Origin of the sequence: Salmonella sp. HY31, assembly GCF_042604575.1 — a bacterium.
Classification (GTDB): domain Bacteria; phylum Pseudomonadota; class Gammaproteobacteria; order Enterobacterales; family Enterobacteriaceae; genus Salmonella; species Salmonella diarizonae.
This window is the reverse complement of the sequence record NZ_CP170479.1, coordinates 245,561-262,005: the sequence shown is the minus strand read 5'-3', so window position 1 is coordinate 262,005 and position 16,445 is coordinate 245,561. Positions and strand designations below refer to the sequence as shown.

Annotated in this window: 14 protein-coding genes; 7 read left to right on the top strand and 7 right to left on the bottom strand. The window is 52.2% G+C overall.

Annotation, left to right across the window (positions count from 1 at the left end; genetic code table 11):
- Positions 1 to 11 precede the first annotated feature (11 nt).
- From ACE15A_RS01190 to ACE15A_RS01170, 5 genes are all read right to left on the bottom strand, one after another.
- A complete protein-coding gene (locus tag ACE15A_RS01190) occupies positions 12 to 1,136 on the bottom strand; it encodes an ABC transporter permease (protein WP_023247817.1) in 1,125 nt (374 codons plus the stop codon).
- Complete coding sequence (rbbA, locus tag ACE15A_RS01185; protein ID WP_064055963.1) at positions 1,136 to 3,877, bottom strand: ribosome-associated ATPase/putative transporter RbbA; 2,742 nt, start codon at positions 3,875 to 3,877, stop codon at positions 1,136 to 1,138. The genes ACE15A_RS01190 and rbbA overlap by 1 nt, the downstream gene beginning before the upstream one ends.
- The gene (locus ACE15A_RS01180; RefSeq protein WP_023247815.1) at positions 3,874 to 4,941 is read right to left on the bottom strand and encodes an HlyD family secretion protein; all 1,068 of its coding nucleotides are present in this window, start codon (positions 4,939 to 4,941) and stop codon (positions 3,874 to 3,876) included. Before ACE15A_RS01180 ends, rbbA begins: the two co-directional genes overlap by 4 nt.
- Positions 4,942 to 5,004: 63 nt before the next feature.
- The gene (locus tag ACE15A_RS01175; protein WP_164984559.1) at positions 5,005 to 5,142 is read right to left on the bottom strand and encodes a hypothetical protein; all 138 of its coding nucleotides are present in this window, start codon (positions 5,140 to 5,142) and stop codon (positions 5,005 to 5,007) included.
- Between the two features lie 107 nt (positions 5,143 to 5,249).
- On the bottom strand, positions 5,250 to 6,443 hold the full coding sequence (locus tag ACE15A_RS01170) for an NAD(P)/FAD-dependent oxidoreductase (protein ID WP_129382339.1): 1,194 nt from the start codon (positions 6,441 to 6,443) through the stop codon (positions 5,250 to 5,252).
- A gap of 230 nt (positions 6,444 to 6,673) precedes the next feature.
- Here ACE15A_RS01170 and pitA point away from each other — a divergent pair, with 230 nt between their 5' ends.
- On the top strand, positions 6,674 to 8,170 hold the full coding sequence (pitA, locus tag ACE15A_RS01165; RefSeq protein WP_000902757.1) for an inorganic phosphate transporter PitA: 1,497 nt from the start codon (positions 6,674 to 6,676) through the stop codon (positions 8,168 to 8,170).
- Positions 8,171 to 8,253: 83 nt separating this feature from the next.
- Here pitA and uspB read toward each other — a convergent pair whose 3' ends face one another.
- Positions 8,254 to 8,589: a universal stress protein UspB gene (gene uspB / locus ACE15A_RS01160; RefSeq protein WP_000626193.1), complete on the bottom strand. Its 336-nt coding sequence runs from the start codon at positions 8,587 to 8,589 to the stop codon at positions 8,254 to 8,256.
- 387 nt (positions 8,590 to 8,976) lie between these two features.
- Between uspB and uspA the strand changes: the two genes are divergently transcribed.
- On the top strand, positions 8,977 to 9,411 hold the full coding sequence (gene uspA / locus ACE15A_RS01155; RefSeq protein ID WP_053507996.1) for a universal stress protein UspA: 435 nt from the start codon (positions 8,977 to 8,979) through the stop codon (positions 9,409 to 9,411).
- A gap of 317 nt (positions 9,412 to 9,728) precedes the next feature.
- A complete protein-coding gene (dtpB, locus tag ACE15A_RS01150) occupies positions 9,729 to 11,201 on the top strand; it encodes a dipeptide/tripeptide permease DtpB (protein ID WP_053507997.1) in 1,473 nt (490 codons plus the stop codon).
- 84 nt (positions 11,202 to 11,285) lie between these two features.
- Here dtpB and ACE15A_RS01145 read toward each other — a convergent pair whose 3' ends face one another.
- A complete protein-coding gene (locus ACE15A_RS01145; protein WP_023247812.1) occupies positions 11,286 to 11,789 on the bottom strand; it encodes an Rrf2 family transcriptional regulator in 504 nt (167 codons plus the stop codon).
- A gap of 226 nt (positions 11,790 to 12,015) precedes the next feature.
- Here ACE15A_RS01145 and ACE15A_RS01140 point away from each other — a divergent pair, with 226 nt between their 5' ends.
- The 4 genes from ACE15A_RS01140 (at position 12,016) to ACE15A_RS01125 (ending at position 16,406) form a co-directional block, all read left to right on the top strand.
- Complete coding sequence (locus tag ACE15A_RS01140; RefSeq protein WP_023247811.1) at positions 12,016 to 13,218, top strand: NAD(P)/FAD-dependent oxidoreductase; 1,203 nt, start codon at positions 12,016 to 12,018, stop codon at positions 13,216 to 13,218.
- A 459-nt stretch (positions 13,219 to 13,677) separates the two neighbouring features.
- Positions 13,678 to 14,487, top strand: a complete 810-nt coding sequence (locus ACE15A_RS01135; RefSeq protein ID WP_053507999.1) for a sorbitol-6-phosphate dehydrogenase subunit — start codon at positions 13,678 to 13,680, stop codon at positions 14,485 to 14,487.
- Positions 14,488 to 14,517: 30 nt separating this feature from the next.
- On the top strand, positions 14,518 to 15,981 hold the full coding sequence (locus ACE15A_RS01130) for a PTS mannitol transporter subunit IICB (protein WP_053508000.1): 1,464 nt from the start codon (positions 14,518 to 14,520) through the stop codon (positions 15,979 to 15,981).
- Entirely contained in the window at positions 15,978 to 16,406 is a 429-nt protein-coding gene (locus tag ACE15A_RS01125; RefSeq protein WP_023247808.1) for a PTS sugar transporter subunit IIA, read from the top strand. The genes ACE15A_RS01130 and ACE15A_RS01125 overlap by 4 nt, the downstream gene beginning before the upstream one ends.
- Positions 16,407 to 16,445: the final 39 nt, after the last annotated feature.

Below are 16,445 nucleotides of genomic sequence, written 5' to 3'. Positions count from 1 at the left end.
GGATAAGAGAGTTATGCCATCGTGCCAATCGTTTTTCTAAAGCGTAATAGCGCTATCAGGAAGAACACGCCGCCTATCGCCAGCAGGGTCAGGAACTGCGGCCAGACGATACTCAAACCTGCGCCGCGATAAAGAATGGCCTGGGCAAGGCTGACAAAATGTGTCGTTGGCATGGTCAGCATAATATCCTGCACCGCCTGCGGCATACTTTCGCGCGGCGTGGAGCCGCCGGAAAGCATTTGTAGCGGCAACAGCACCAGAATCATTAATAGCCCTAGTTGCGGCATCGAACGGGCGACAGTGCCCATAAAAATCCCTATTGAAGTGGTGGCGAACAGGCTCAGCGCCACGCCCAACATAAACAATGGGATCGATCCTTCAATCGGTACGCCAAGTACGCCTTTCACCATCAGCATCAAAGACAAACCGGAAACCACCAGCACGACCAACCCCATTGACCATACCTTCGCCATCATGATCTCAAAGGGCGTAACCGGCATCACCAACAGATGCTCAACCGTGCCGTGTTCTCGCTCGCGGATCAGCGCCGATCCGGTCAGCACTATCGCCAGCATGGTAATGTTGTTGATAATCGCCATCACGCCGCCAAACCACGCCGGGTCCAGATTCGGGTTAAAGCGCATCCGAATCTCCAGCGACACAGGCTGGACGCTATTATCCCGATAGCGCGCCACAAAGCTGTTGACCTCGCCGCTAATAATATTCTGGATATAACTGTTGCCGGTAAACGCCTGGCTCATGCGCGTCGCATCGACGTTAACCTGAATATCAGGCTGACGTCCGGCCAGCACATCACGCTGGAAATTCGGCGGAATATTAACCGCGAAGGTATAGCGTCCGGCATCCAGTCCGGCATCCATTTCCGTTGCCGTAATCATCTCCGGCGGCAGAAACCACGGGCGGTAAAAACTATTCACAATACGGTTCGACAACTGCGACTGATCCATATCGGCGATGGCGATAGGGGCAAGATGCAACGAACCGGGCAGGACGGTAGCGGAGGAGTAAACCGAAATCGTAAAGGCGAAGACGATCAGCGCCAGCATCGCTTTGTCGCCCAGCAGACTGCGCAGTTCTTTGACGCCGAGGTTATAAATATTACGTAATCCGCGCATTACCCCTCCTGTTTTTTCAGCAGCAGAATGCTCAGACCCATTACCACCGGGACAGCAATCAGTAGCGGCATAAATAAGGGCCAAAGATCGGACAGATCCAGTGCTTTGGAAAACGTCCCACGCGCGATCGTCAGAAAATGGCTGGTCGGGTAGATCTCGCCGATCCATCTTCCCGGCCCCTCCAGCGAGGCTACCGGATCGATCATGCCGGAAAATTGTGTTGCCGGAATGAGGGTAATAATCGACGTCCCAAAAATAGCGGCAATTTGGCTCTTCATAAAAGTGGAGATCAGCAGCCCCAGACCGGTGGCGATGATGACGTAAAGCAGCGCCGCCAGGGTAAGCGTGAGAAAGCTGCCTTTCAGCGGCACGCCGAATACAAAGACCGACAGCGCGCACAGTAACAAGAAGTTCAGCATACCCAGCGCGATATACGGCAGTTGTTTACCCAGCAAAAATTCGCTGCGCGTCGTCGGCGTTACGTACAGATTAATCATCGACCCCAGCTCTTTCTCCCGCACCACGCTCAGGGCGCTAAGCATTGACGGGATCATCATGAGCAGCAGCGGAATGACCGCCGGAACGATAGCGGGCAGACTTTTCACATCCGGATTATAGCGATAGCGCGTTTCAATGTTGAGCAGCCCGGCCTGTTTAACCGGGTTCGGCTGACGACTCGCCGCCTCCTGCAGCCAGCTTTGGTGCATCGCCTGAACATACCCCTTCACCGTCTCGGCGCGGCTGGGCATGGCGCCATCCACCCAGACGCCAATCTGCGCTGGCGTACCGCGAGCAATATCGCGGCCAAAATTAGGCGGGATCTCAATGGCAACCGCCAGCTCTCCCGCACGCATCCGCCGGTCAAGCTCGTCATAGCTGGCGAGCGGCGGCTGTTCGATAAAGTAGCGGGACCCTGCCAGATTGAGCGACCACGCCTGGCTACTGACGGTTTGATCGCGATCGAGTACGGCAAAACGCAGGTTTTCCACGTCCATACTGATGCCATAGCCCATAATCAGCATCAGAATTACCGTTCCCAGCAGCGCCAGCGTCGAGCGTACCGGATCACGGCGTAGCTCCAGCGCTTCGCGGCGACTGTAGCTGAACAAACGCCGGAAGCTCAATCCCTGCCGCGACGGTTTATCTGACGCGGCGGGCATCTGGGATGGCGGTATTGTGGTTTCAGGTGTCGCTCCCGCGGCTTCCTGTAGCCAGGAAATAAACGCCGCTTCCAGATTGGCCGCGCCTCGCTGTTGCACCAGTTCTTGCGGCGTCCCGCTGGCGAGCACTTTACCGGCGTGCATCAATGACATTCGGTCGCAACGTTCCGCTTCGTTCATAAAATGGGTCGAGATAAAAATCGTCACCTTATCCTGACGCGAAAGATCGACCATAAGCTGCCAGAACATATCCCTGGCGACCGGATCAACGCCGGACGTTGGCTCATCAAGAATCAGCATTTCCGGGCGATGGATCACCGCTACCGCCAGCGATAAACGCTGGCGGATACCGAGCGGCAACGACGCGGGGAGCGTATCTTCCACCTCCGTTAGCATAAAGCGTTCGCTCATCTGCGCGACGCGCGCCGGGATCTCCGCTGGCGGAATATGAAACAGGCGGGCATGAAGTTCCAGATTCTGCCGCACGGTGAGTTCGTTATAGAGCGAAAAAGCCTGCGACATATATCCGACCCGGCGACGGGTGTCGATGTCATTCGGGTCCACCGGCTGACCAAATAGCCAGGCCTGGCCTTCGCTGGCGGGAAGCAGACCGGTCAGCATTTTCATGGTGGTAGATTTGCCGCAACCGTTCGAACCGAGGAAGCCAAAAATCTCGCCGCGCGGAATGCGGAAATTAACATGGTCAACCGCGACGAAATGACCGAAACGCATGGTCAGATCCCGCGCTTCAATCGCAATCTCTTGTTGCTCAGCGCGGTAAGGCGGAATTACCACCGGCTTATGCGCCTGGCGCTGCGCTTCTGGCAACAGGGCGATAAACGCCTGTTCCAGCGTCGCGCTATGGGTTTTTTCCCGCAGTTGCTGCGCGCTGCCAGTTGCCAGTATCTCGCCCGCATTCATCGCCACCAGCCAGTCAAAACGCTCCGCCTCTTCCATATAGGCCGTTGCGACCAACACGCTCATATTGGTCTGCCGTTGGCGGATACTGTCGATTAAGTCCCAGAACTGGGCGCGGGAAAGCGGGTCCACGCCGGTGGTAGGCTCATCAAGAATCAGTAATTCCGGGTCATGAATCAGCGCACAGCACAGCCCCAGCTTTTGTTTCATCCCACCGGACAGCTTCCCGGCAGGACGGTCACGAAACGGCGCCAGGCCGGTACTGTTCAGCAGCTCGGTAATACGCGCTTCGCGTTCAGCTTTGTCATGGCCAAAGAGACGGGCGAAAAAATCGACGTTCTCATAGACCGATAGCGTGTGATAAAGGTTTTTCCCCAGTCCCTGCGGCATCCAGGCGATGCGCGGACAGACGTCGCGGCGATGTTTCGCATTGCGCATATCACCGCCCAGGACGATAACGTTCCCTTGTTCAATCACCCGCGCGCCAGAAATCAGCGACAGTAGACTCGACTTACCCACCCCGTCCGGACCAATCAGCCCGACCATACGACGGGCGGGAATGTCCAGCGTGATATTGTTCAGCGCGACCGTTTTTCCGTAATGCTGGCTCACCCCCTCAAGCTGCGCCACGGGAGGAACAGGCACCAGCGTCAGCGACGTCATTGCGACAACCTCACGCTTAGAGAGTCAGGCCAGGGCACGCGCTCGTCCAGACGAACCCAGGCCATTCCCGGCAAACCGGTTTTGACATATTCCAGGTGCTGTCGCAACAGCTCTGGCGGAATACGCGCCTTCACCCGGAACATCAGCTTCAACCGTTCATCGTGGGTTTCCACGGTTTTGGGGGTGAACTGCGCCACGCTGGCGACAAAACTGATCGTTGCCGGTATACGGAGATCGGGCGCGGCATCAAGCACCAGACGCGCTTCGCCGCCGATCTTCAACAACCCCGCCTGTTCGGTCGGCAGGAAAAATGTCATATAAACATCGCTGAGATCGACCATGTTCAACACCCGGCCGCCAGCCGATAACACTTCGCCCGGCTCAGCAACGCGGTACTGCACGCGCCCGTCGCGCGGCGCTTTTAATTCGCTGTCGTCAATGTCGGCGACAATACGCCGCTCGGTCGCCTGCGCCGCCTCCACGCGTGTTTGCGCCTGGATAATATTGGTGTGCGCCGCCTCAATCGCCGCTTTTGCCGCCGATACCTGCGCTTTGGCGGACTCCAGGGCGGCGCGCGCGCTTTCCGCCGCCGCGCGATCGTCATCTAACTGTTGTACAGATACCGCGCCACGCTGCGACAGCGAACGGGAACGCACGTGACGTTTAGAGACAGAATCCAGCTCAGCTTCCCGCTGTTTGACGACCGCCTGCGCGGCGCGCATTTCACTCTGGCGTTGCTCCAGCAAGGCGCGGGCGGCGGCAACCGCGCTCTCGGCCTCTTTAATCTGCGCTATCGCCTCCAGCCGCTGCTCCTGCAATACGCGAGTGTCCATTTTCGCCAGTACCTCGCCCTGACGAACGAACTGCCCTTCATTCACCCGTATCGTCTCGATACGACCAGCGATTTTGGTGGCGATATCGACTTCCGTCGCTTCTATTCTGCCGTTGCTGGCGGCAAACCCTTCCGGCACGCCCGCAGGACGTAGCATCCACCCTACGACGCCGGCAATAACCACCAGGATGCCTGCAATCCACCACACCAGATGGCGCTTCATTTTGTCCATAATCGACCCGCCGTAATCCCTGTTGTCCAACAATGCGTGTCACAAAGTCCGCCAGACGCGCGTTCAGCGGAGGTTTTCATCCGGGATATGAATGAAAAAGAAAAAGGGGCCAAACGACGAATAGTCGCCGATGAAGCGCTCGCCGTCAAAGGGAGTGAATGATGTAGGTACCCGAAAAAGAGGGAGTAATGTTGTCATCATCAGCGTTCCTGGCCGTAAATGAAACACGCATACTCATAACTGCTATAAATCGATACTAACACCTCTGTCCGGGATGTCTATTCGCTTATTGTTTGTAATGGTACTTATCATTTTGCTGCCAAATCCTGCGCGCAGGCCCAGGCGCTCGACCAGGCCCACTGGAAGTTATAGCCGCCCAACCAGCCGGTGACGTCCATCACTTCGCCGATAAAATAGAGACCCGGCACGCGGCGCGCTTCCATGGTCCGCGATGACAGTTCGTTTGTATCCACGCCGCCCAGCGTCACTTCCGCTGTCCGATAGCCTTCGGTGCCATTGGGCTGCACTTGCCAGGCAGTAAGCATGTCAACCAGCGCCTGCTGGTCACGGACGTTCAACTGCCTGAGCGATACATCCGGGATCTGCCCCAACTGTTGTAAACACTCTACCAACCGTTTCGGCAGATGCATCGCCAGCGTGTTCTTCAGACTCTGGTTCGGGTGCGCGTTACGCTGTTCATTGAGAACGTCATCCAGCGAGAGGTCCGGCAATAAATTAATGCTCACCAATTCGCCCGGTTGCCAGTAGCTCGAAATCTGTAAAACGGCGGGTCCGGACAGCCCACGATGGGTAAAAAGCAGGTTTTCCCGAAATACCGTGCCATTGCGGGCGGTAATCACGCAGGGAACAGATACGCCAGACAGCGTCTGGAGCTGTTCTAACAGCGGCTTATGTAGCGTAAAGGGCACCAGCCCGGCGCGAGTAGGCAACACCTTGAGACCAAACTGTTCGGCGATTTTATAGCCAAACGGCGATGCGCCAAGGCCCGGCATCGACAGGCCGCCGCTGGCGATCACCAGCTTTTGCGTAACGACCGTCTCGCCGTTCAACGTCAGCACGAAACCCGACTCATCACGTGCGACACTCAATACCTCGCTACGCAGGCGCAGCGTTACGCCACCTTTGTCGCACTCGGCAACCAGCATATCGACAATGCGTTGAGCGGAATCATCGCAAAAAAGCTGTCCCAGCGTTTTCTCATGCCAGGCTATCCCGTATCTGCCGACCAGATCGATAAAGTCCCACTGTGTATAACGGGCTAACGCTGATTTGCAAAAATGGGGGTTCTGGCTCAAATATGCAGCAGGCTCAACATAAAGATTAGTAAAGTTGCAGCGCCCACCGCCGGACATGAGGATTTTACGTCCTGGCTTCTTGCCATTATCGATGAGCAGCACGCGGCTACCCGCCTGTCCTGCCTGCGCTGCGAAAAACATGCCCGCTGCGCCAGCGCCTATAATAACGGCATCAAACCTTTCCACGTGACTTTCCTCTCTCAAATTCGGGCGGGAATTGTAAAGTTTCCTCAGTGGTCGCACCAGCGCGAAAAGCGCCTGAAAATGGTATTTGTCTGAAATATATAAGATAATTCTTTAGTGGCATAAAACAAAGCACGAAGCACATCAAAAAAAGTCTATATTTCACTTTGCCCGCGCCGCCAAAGTCACTGATAATGCGCCGCGTTCATGTCCTCAAGATGGCGTAACGTCCTATGCTACATTTGTTTGCTGGCCTGGATTTACATACCGGGCTTTTATTATTGCTTGCTCTGGCTTTTGTGCTGTTCTACGAAGCGATTAACGGCTTCCATGATACAGCCAATGCAGTCGCAACCGTGATTTACACCCGCGCGATGCGTTCGCAGCTGGCGGTTATCATGGCGGCGGTGTTTAACTTTTTTGGCGTTCTGCTGGGGGGTCTCAGCGTGGCGTATGCCATTGTGCATATGCTGCCAACGGATCTCCTGCTCAACATGGGTTCCGCGCACGGCCTCGCCATGGTCTTTTCCATGTTGCTGGCGGCGATTATCTGGAACCTCGGTACCTGGTATTTCGGGTTGCCTGCTTCCAGTTCCCACACGCTGATTGGCGCGATTATCGGCATCGGTTTAACCAATGCGATGATGACCGGCACGTCAGTGGTGGATGCGCTTAACATCCCGAAAGTTATCAATATTTTCGGCTCGCTCATCATCTCCCCTATTGTCGGTCTGGTGTTCGCTGGCGGTCTGATTTTCTTGCTGCGTCGCTACTGGAGCGGCACTAAGAAACGCGCCCGTATCCACCTGACGCCAGCCGAGCGTGAAAAGAAAGACGGCAAGAAAAAGCCGCCGTTCTGGACGCGTATCGCGCTGATTCTCTCAGCTATCGGCGTGGCGTTTTCGCATGGCGCGAACGATGGTCAAAAAGGCATTGGCCTGGTCATGCTGGTGCTGATTGGCGTCGCGCCTGCGGGTTTCGTGGTTAATATGAATGCCTCCAGCTACGAAATCACCCGTACGCGCGATGCTATCAACAATGTCGAAACGTACTTTGAGCAGCGTCCTGACCTGCTGAAAGCCGTCACCGGCGTTGACCAACTGATTCCGTCTCCGGAACCGGGCGCGACTGAACCGGCTGAATTCCACTGCCATCCGGCTAACACCATTAACGCGCTTAACCGTGCGAAAGGGATGCTGGCAAACGTGGAAAGCTACGACAAGTTAAGCGTTGAACAGCGTAGTCAGTTGCGTCGCATTATGCTGTGCATCTCCGACACGACCGACAAAGTCGTGAAATTGCCTGGCGTAAGCAGCGATGACCAGCGTCTGCTGAAAAAGCTGAAGACCGATATGTTAAGTACCATTGAGTATGCGCCGGTGTGGATCATCATGGCGGTGGCGTTGGCGCTGGGTATTGGTACGATGATAGGCTGGCGTCGCGTGGCGACCACTATCGGCGAGAAAATTGGTAAAAAAGGCATGACGTATGCGCAGGGGATGTCGGCGCAGATGACGGCGGCAGTCTCTATCGGTCTTGCCAGCTACACCGGTATGCCAGTTTCTACCACTCACGTACTCTCCTCTTCAGTGGCGGGAACCATGGTCGTTGATGGCGGCGGGTTGCAGCGTAAAACCGTGACCAGCATTCTGATGGCCTGGGTATTTACGTTACCGGCGGCGATTATTCTTTCCGGCGTGTTGTACTGGCTTTCCCTGAAAATTATTTAAGCCGACTGTGCCGGATGGCGTTATCGCTTATCCGGGAGGCTTATCTCACACGAGCGGGTCAGGAAACTGGCCCGCTTTTTTATTCAGTGCCAAATCATGAGCGCAATCAAGCTCACTACCACCAAACCGCATAACGCGCTGGTTAGCAGAAACTGACGGCGGACGCGTTCACAACGGCGAATAAATTCTTCATCATGATGATCGCGATAGCGCTGAGCGTAGATATACCATACCAGGCGCACCTGTTTATTAGGCTGACCATGCGTGGTAAAGAAGCCGCCGCCATCGACATATTGATAGAGCAAAGGATCGCAACCACGAAGTACCACTAACAGTGCGCGTAACGATGAGAAATAGCGCGCCATATTAACAATGCAAACGACACATAAAGCCCAGAATAGTGAGACGGTGCTTATCATATCTCCTCCCCGGCGACCCGCCCACGGAGTTCCTCTCCGGGACTACCGCTCCCCGATACCCTGCCAGACAATCAGTGAAAGAGTACTACGAAAGCCGCCCATGTTAGCGCTCCGCATTCGAACGGCTCTTATACACATTGTAGGAGATCAGTTAATTTTTTTACCAGAAGGTTAATCACTATCAATGCAATTCACTGAAAATTTTGTTTAACTAACTGGCAAGCAAGGCAGATTGACGGATTATCCTGGCCGCTATAATGTAAGGATAGTTATGGTAAACGGCTGAGCTAGCCCCGCGCATAGAGTTCGCAGGACGCGGGTGACGCGGCGGCATAAGAAACGCCAGTAGCTCAATGGTCATCGACAACTTATGGAAGGAGTAACACTATGGCTTATAAACACATTCTTATCGCAGTTGATCTCTCCCCGGAAAGTAAAGTTCTGGTTGAAAAAGCGGTCTCTATGGCGCGCCCCTACAACGCGAAAATCTCCCTGATCCACGTTGACGTGAATTATTCTGACCTGTACACAGGTCTGATTGACGTCAATCTGGGCGATATGCAGAAACGTATCTCCGAAGAAACCCACCACGCGCTGACCGAGCTGTCTACTAATTCTGGCTACCCTATCACTGAAACCCTGAGCGGTAGCGGCGACTTGGGCCAGGTGCTGGTTGACGCCATCAAGAAATACGATATGGATCTGGTCGTTTGCGGTCATCACCAGGACTTCTGGAGCAAACTGATGTCTTCTGCGCGCCAGCTGATCAACACCGTTCACGTTGACATGCTGATTGTTCCGCTGCGCGACGAAGAAGAGTAATACTTGCCGGCTGGCGGCTAAGACCTTATCTGGTCTATAGTCAATCAGGTTGGCCTGAACCATCAGGCCAATTCCGGCTATCAACAACAACGCCCGCTTATGTGGGCGTTTTGTTTATCCCCCTCTCCGCAGCACTCAGTACATCATTCCATCACACCAAACATAATTAGTGTGATCCGATAATTAGTTTGCATATCATTTGTATAATAACCTATTAATCCGGCTAATAGCCGCAGTCTATATCAGGGTAAGACTTTTCGGCGCGTTTTGATATGCGCGCTCATACGTTTCGGGATGGCATTGAAAGGCGAAGGAATATGAATACAACTGCACCTACGGGCTTGCTGCAGCAACCTCGTCCATTCTTCATGATCTTTTTTGTAGAATTATGGGAACGATTTGGCTATTACGGCGTCCAGGGCATCCTGGCGGTTTTTTTCGTTAAACAATTGGGTTTTTCTCAGGAACAGGCCTTTATTACCTTTGGCGCTTTTGCGGCGCTGGTTTATGGCCTGATCTCCATCGGCGGCTATGTTGGCGACCATCTGTTAGGGACTAAACGCACCCTGGTCCTGGGCGCGATTGTGCTGGCGATTGGCTATTTTATGACCGGCATGTCGCTATTAAATCCCGATCTGATTTTTATCGCGCTGGGCACGATTGCCGTGGGCAACGGGTTATTTAAAGCCAATCCCGCCAGCCTGCTCTCTAAATGCTATCTGCCTAAAGATCCCCGGCTGGATGGCGCTTTCACCCTGTTTTACATGTCGATTAACATCGGTTCTTTGCTATCGCTATCGCTGGCGCCGGTGATAGCCGATAAGTTTGGCTATGCCGTGACCTACAATCTGTGCGGCGCCGGTATAATTGTTGCGCTTCTGGTGTACTTCGCCTGCCGTGGCATGGTGAAAAATATCGGTTCTGAACCGGATCATAAACCGCTACGTTTTCGCAACTTGCTGCTGGTATTACTCGGCACCGTCGTCATGGTTTTCCTCTGCGCCTGGCTGATGCACAATGTTAAGATAGCCAATCTGGTGCTCATCGTCCTTTCTATCGTCGTCACTATTTTCTTCTTTCGCGAAGCGTTTCGTCTGGATAAAACCGGCCGCAATAAAATGTTCGTGGCGTTTATTCTGATGATTGAAGCCGTGCTGTTTTACATTCTGTATGCGCAGATGCCTACCTCGCTGAACTTCTTTGCGATTAATAACGTGCATCATGAAATTCTTGGATTCACCATTAATCCAGTGAGTTTTCAGGCGCTGAACCCATTCTGGGTGGTCGTCGCCAGTCCGGTACTGGCAGCGATTTACACCCGACTGGGTAGCAAAGGCAAAGATCTGACCATGCCGATGAAGTTTACGCTCGGCATGTTCCTCTGCGCGCTGGGTTTTCTGACCGCCGCCGCCGCCGGGATGTGGTTCGCCGATGCGCAAGGACTGACGTCGCCGTGGTTTATCGTGCTGGTGTATCTGTTCCAGAGTCTGGGCGAATTGCTAATTAGCGCGCTGGGACTGGCAATGGTCGCCGCCCTGGTGCCGCAGCATCTGATGGGCTTTATTCTGGGAATGTGGTTCCTGACCCAGGCCGCCGCCTTCCTGCTCGGCGGTTATGTGGCGACCTTCACCGCCGTACCGGAAAACATCACCGATCCATTGCAGACGCTGCCCATTTATACCGGCGTCTTTAGCAAAATTGGTCTGGTAACGCTGACGGTCACCGTGGTGATGGCCATTATGGTGCCGTGGTTAAACCGGATGATTAATACCCCGGATAACGCCCAATAATCGTTAATGCCGGATGGCGGCGCAGTTCACAGAGCGTCTTATCCGGCCTGCGGCACCAGGCCGTTGGCCGGATACATCGGCATCTTAACCTTTTCGCGCGTCGATCCACGCTTGCACTTCAACCACAAAGGTATCCGGCGCTTTACGATACATTTTACGCGCCAGATCGAGAATAGTATGCTGCGCCAGCGCCTCTTCCATGCGTTGCTGCGCTATATCCATCACTGAACGCACGCCGCAAATCCCTTCGCAAGCCCACGCGGGCGGTTGCGCATCAAATACCGCCAGCCGCTGGCGAATCTCGCGGCATTCAAAAATCCGTTTATCGCCGTCTATCGCGTTGACCACATCGAGCACCGTAATATGCTCGGCAGGTTTGGCAAGCTGAAAACCGCCCCCCTTCCCCTCAATGCTACGCACCAGACCAGCCTTCGACAGACGGGTAAAAATCTTGGCCAGATAGTCATAAGGCACGCTTTGCAGGTCCGCAATCTCGCGAACGCTCATTTCACGAGCATCTCCCTTGCTGTCCACCATGCACATCAGACTATGGATACCGTACTCAACCCCGGAACTGTAGAAAGCCATACTCTTATCTCAGCCAAATTAACTCTGAGTTATTTTAGCTTTTTCATCATCGCCATGCCAGACAAGAAGCAATCTCACATAATGCAATACAGTTTTAGTGTTTAATTTTCAAATAGATAATCGCACACTCCGAACGTAAATACTAAACACGGACAAAATAACATTGCCTCTTTTAACTAGGACCAATACAATCCGAGTAAATAAGTCATCATCAGGTGAAACCAAAATGCATAAAAATATTCTGATCGTAGGGGCGGGATTTTCCGGGATGTGGGCAGCGCTCAGTGCGGCTCGTCTGGTAGACAAATATCAAAGCGAGGATATTAAAATCACCGTTATCGCACCTCAGCCTGAACTACGCGTGCGTCCTCGTTTTTATGAAAACGCGGTGACAACGTTGGTCGCGCCGCTTCAGCCGCTGTTTGATATCACCGGCGTGAACTTCCTGCGCGGAACGGTGCGGCAAATCTTCCCGGGCTCAAAAGAGGTGAGCTGGACGGATGCCAGCGGCGAAACGCGAGTAAGCCGCTACGATCGCCTGGTACTTGCCAGCGGCAGCCACGTAGATCGCTCACAGGTGGCCGGCGCTCAGACACATGCTTTCGATCTGGATCAGCTGGAAAGCGCGGCAGTTCTGGAACAACATCTGAAAGACCTGGCTTACCAGGCTGAAAGTGAAGCGCGTAATACCGTGGTCGTTTGCGGCGGTGGTTTTACGGGCATCGAGATGGCGCTTGAACTGCCTGGTCGCCTGTGCGATATCCTCGGCGCCGATGCTAAGACCAGAGTAGTCGTAGTTGAACGTAGCCCAGAGCCGGGCGCACGCTATAGCGAAGCATTGCGTAATGTTATCATTGAAGCCTCTGCGGAACTGGGCGTGGAGTGGCTCGTTAACGCAGAAGTCGAAAGCGTGGATGCCGCAGGCGTGACGCTGAAAGACGGGCGGACGATTGCATCGCAAACGGTGATCTGGACAGTTGGCGTACAGGCCAATGGCCTGACGGCGCAGATTGGCGCTCCGCGCGATCGCCAGGGGCGTCTGCATGTGAATACCGCACTTCAGATACCAGGTCACGAAGATATCTACGCCACCGGCGACGTGGCCTATGCCGCGACCGACGACAAAGGCCATCATGCGCTAATGACCTGCCAGCACGCGATTCTGTTAGGCAAGTTCGCCGGTAATAACGCTGCGGCCAGCTTGCTGGAGGTGACTCCTCTGCCATATCGTCAGGAAAACTATGTTACCTGTCTGGATCTTGGCGCCTGGGGCGCAGTCTATACCGAAGGGTGGGATCAGCAGGTAAAACTGACGCGCGCCGAGGCGAAGAAACTCAAGATGTCAATCACCAGCAAGCTGATCTACCCGCCGAAAGCAGACCGCGCAGCGGCGTTTGCGATTGCCGATCCGCTGGCGCCGTTTGTTTAAACTGTCTGAACAATACCACGCCCTGGCAACTCCACTCCGGTCAGGGCGTTCTTAAAGGAATATCTGAATAGGCTCCCTTCTTCTTTCTCCCTCAACTTCTTAAGCGCCGCTTTCTTACATACCAACAATCTCATATGAAAAATGCAAAAAAATGCGCATCCGAAATCAAAACAAGCATATAAACGCATTAATGAATCGGTTAATTATAAATCACCCTGGAAATGCCAGCATCTACGCAAAATACAATGAAATAATGCAACAATTTGATTTATATAAAATAAACAATATCCATTGTGACTTGCCTCGCAAATCAAATCGATTGTCATAGGCAATGCGTTTTTCTGCGCATAAATTATAAACGCGCAAAAAAACGCATACATGTAAAAAACATGCTACAGGCACGGCTGAAAGCTCCCGTACCAGCATGTGTCAATCAACGCCGCAAAATGAGGGTTAAAAATGGATCAAGCAACGAAGTGGTTAGATCTGTCAGGGAAAGTTGTGATCGTAACCGGAGGAAGCATGGGGTTGGGAGAAAAAATGGTTGAAAATTTGCATGCTAACGGCGCGACCGTCGTGTATGCCGACTTATCACCAAATCAAACTTTCAGCCAATGTGATGATATTACCTTTATCAAGTGTGACGTAACCGACAAAAAAGAAGTTGAAAACTTAACCCAGTCCGTTGTTGCGAAATTTGGTCATATTGATGGGCTGGTCAATAACGCTGGCGTTAGTCGTCCACGTTTACTGGTCGATGTTTTTAAAGAAAAGCCTGAGTACGAGTTGAGTGAGGATGACTTCGACTTTATGGTGAATGTAAACCAGAAAGCGGTATTCCTGATGTCACAGTCTGTCGCACGTCAGATGGTTGAACAACAGTCCGGCGTGATTATCAATATGACATCCGAGGCGGGTGTTCAGGGTTCCCGTGGTCAAAGCTGTTACTCTGCAACCAAAGCCGCTGTCAATGCGTTTACATTTTCGTGGTCGAAAGAATTGGGTCCTTACAATGTTCGCGTGGTCAGCGTTGAGCCAGCAATCAATGTACCCACGCCAATGAACAGCGAGGCCAATTTCCGTGCGCTTGCTTACACGCGAGGTACAGATCCTAACCATGTTCATAAAGACTACAAAGGCATAATTCCTCTCGGCCGACCGGGTAAACTTGAAGAGATTGCAGACTTAATTTCTTTCCTTGTCTCCGAGCATTCCTCCTATATCACCGGTTCAGTTATTAATATCACCGGCGGTAAGTCACATCATTAATCACTAACCAACATACAAATGGAGCCGACCATGGGGAACAATCAAATTGCCAATAGCCCTACGTTAGCGAAAATAAGAAAGTTTGGTGGAGTTATGAGCGGCATGGTCATGCCGAATCTGGGTGTTTTTGTAGGATGGGGACTGATGGCCGCCATCTTTATACCCAATGGCTGGTTCCCTAATGAAAAATTAGGTGAGATGGTCGGCCCAATTCTGAATTATCTTTTCCCATTACTCATTGGTTATACAGCAGGCTATAACATTCATGGCCAACGTGGAGGTGTTATCGCCGCATTTGCAACTATGGGCGTCATCGTCGGTTCAAATATTACGATGATTAGCGGGGCGATGGTTATGGGTCCCCTTTCTTCATGGTTGCTAAAGAGATTCGACCAAAAAGTACAACATAAAATTAAACCGGGATTTGAAATGTTCGTAAACAATTTCAGTCTCGGTATTATCGGGTTGCTTTGCGCCATTTTTGCCTATATGACCGTTGGGCCGGTAATCCGCTTACTTATCGTCATCATCACCTCGGGCGTGAACTGGTGTACAAGCCATAATCTGCTGCCTTTGCTTTCCGTTTTTATGGCCCCTGCTCAAGTACTCTTCCTGAATAATGTTGTCAATCACGGTATTCTTGCGCCGATTGGCTTTGCTCAGGTTCCTGAACTGGGTAAATCGATCATGTTCCTCGTTGATACCAATAATGGCCCATTACTTGGAACATTAATGGCTATCGCACTTTTTGGTCGTGGTCGGGCGAAAAAAACGGCACCAATGGCCATGTTTATTGCCGGTATAGCAGGGATTGGTGAGGTCTACTTTCCCTTTGTGCTGGCCAACCCTTTACTGGTATTCGCCACTATGGGCGGGCTTGCTGTCTCTTTATTCTTACAGGTGATTATGGGCGGCGGGCTGATCGGCGTGGCATCACCAGGCAGCTTAATTGCCATTGCGATGATGACGCCGAAAAGCGCGATTATTGCGAATCTGGTGTCCATCAGCGCCGGTTTCCTCGTCTCATGCACATTAGGCTGGCTATTGCTTAAAGTCAGTCCAGGAACAGAAAACGATGAAGATGAAAACCCTGTCATAGTTGGAGGACGTCAGGTTAAGTCCGTCACTGACTTTGTTCCAGGAGTCACAAGTATGGCGACAGCAACCAGAGGAAAAACGGTTCAAAGCATCCTTGTCGCATGTGACTCCGGAATGGGTTCCAGTGCAATGGGCGCGTCAGTCCTGCGTAAACGGTTGAAAGAAGAAGGACTGGACTATATTACCGTCATCAACGATTCCGCAAACCGAGTAGGTAAAGATTATGACATTGTCATTACCTTATCTGGTCTTATCGAACGGGCAAAATTAAGCTGTGAAAATGACGACACCGTCTTCATGACTGTGAAGAACTTTATTAAATTAAGTGATTATGATGAAACTGTAACATTCATAAAATCACAGAATAATATGAATCAGCAAGAGGTGACAGCATGAATAATATTTTCACGCCTGATAACATCATTCTCAATGCACAAGCCAAAGATAAGTTTGACGCTATACGAATCACCGGAAACATCCTTAAGGAAAATGGGTATGTCACGGATGAATACATTAAAAGAATGATAGTGAGAGAAGAAATTGTTTCAACTTATCTGGGCAATGGTTTAGCCATCCCGCATGGAACAGATGGTTCTGATTGTGAAATCATTAAAACTGGCATCTCACTAGTCCAGTTTCCCGATGGGGTAGACTTTGGCGATGGCAATACTGCATATATAACCATTGGTATTGCAGGAAAAGAAGCCGAGCATATGGACTTACTTAACAAAATCGCCTTAATTTGCATTGAAGAAGATAATGTCCAGACACTGCGTAATGCCACATCTATAGAACAGGTTTTACAAGTGCTAAACATGTAAGATATACTCATTATTCTATGAATAAAATGAGTAAGTTAC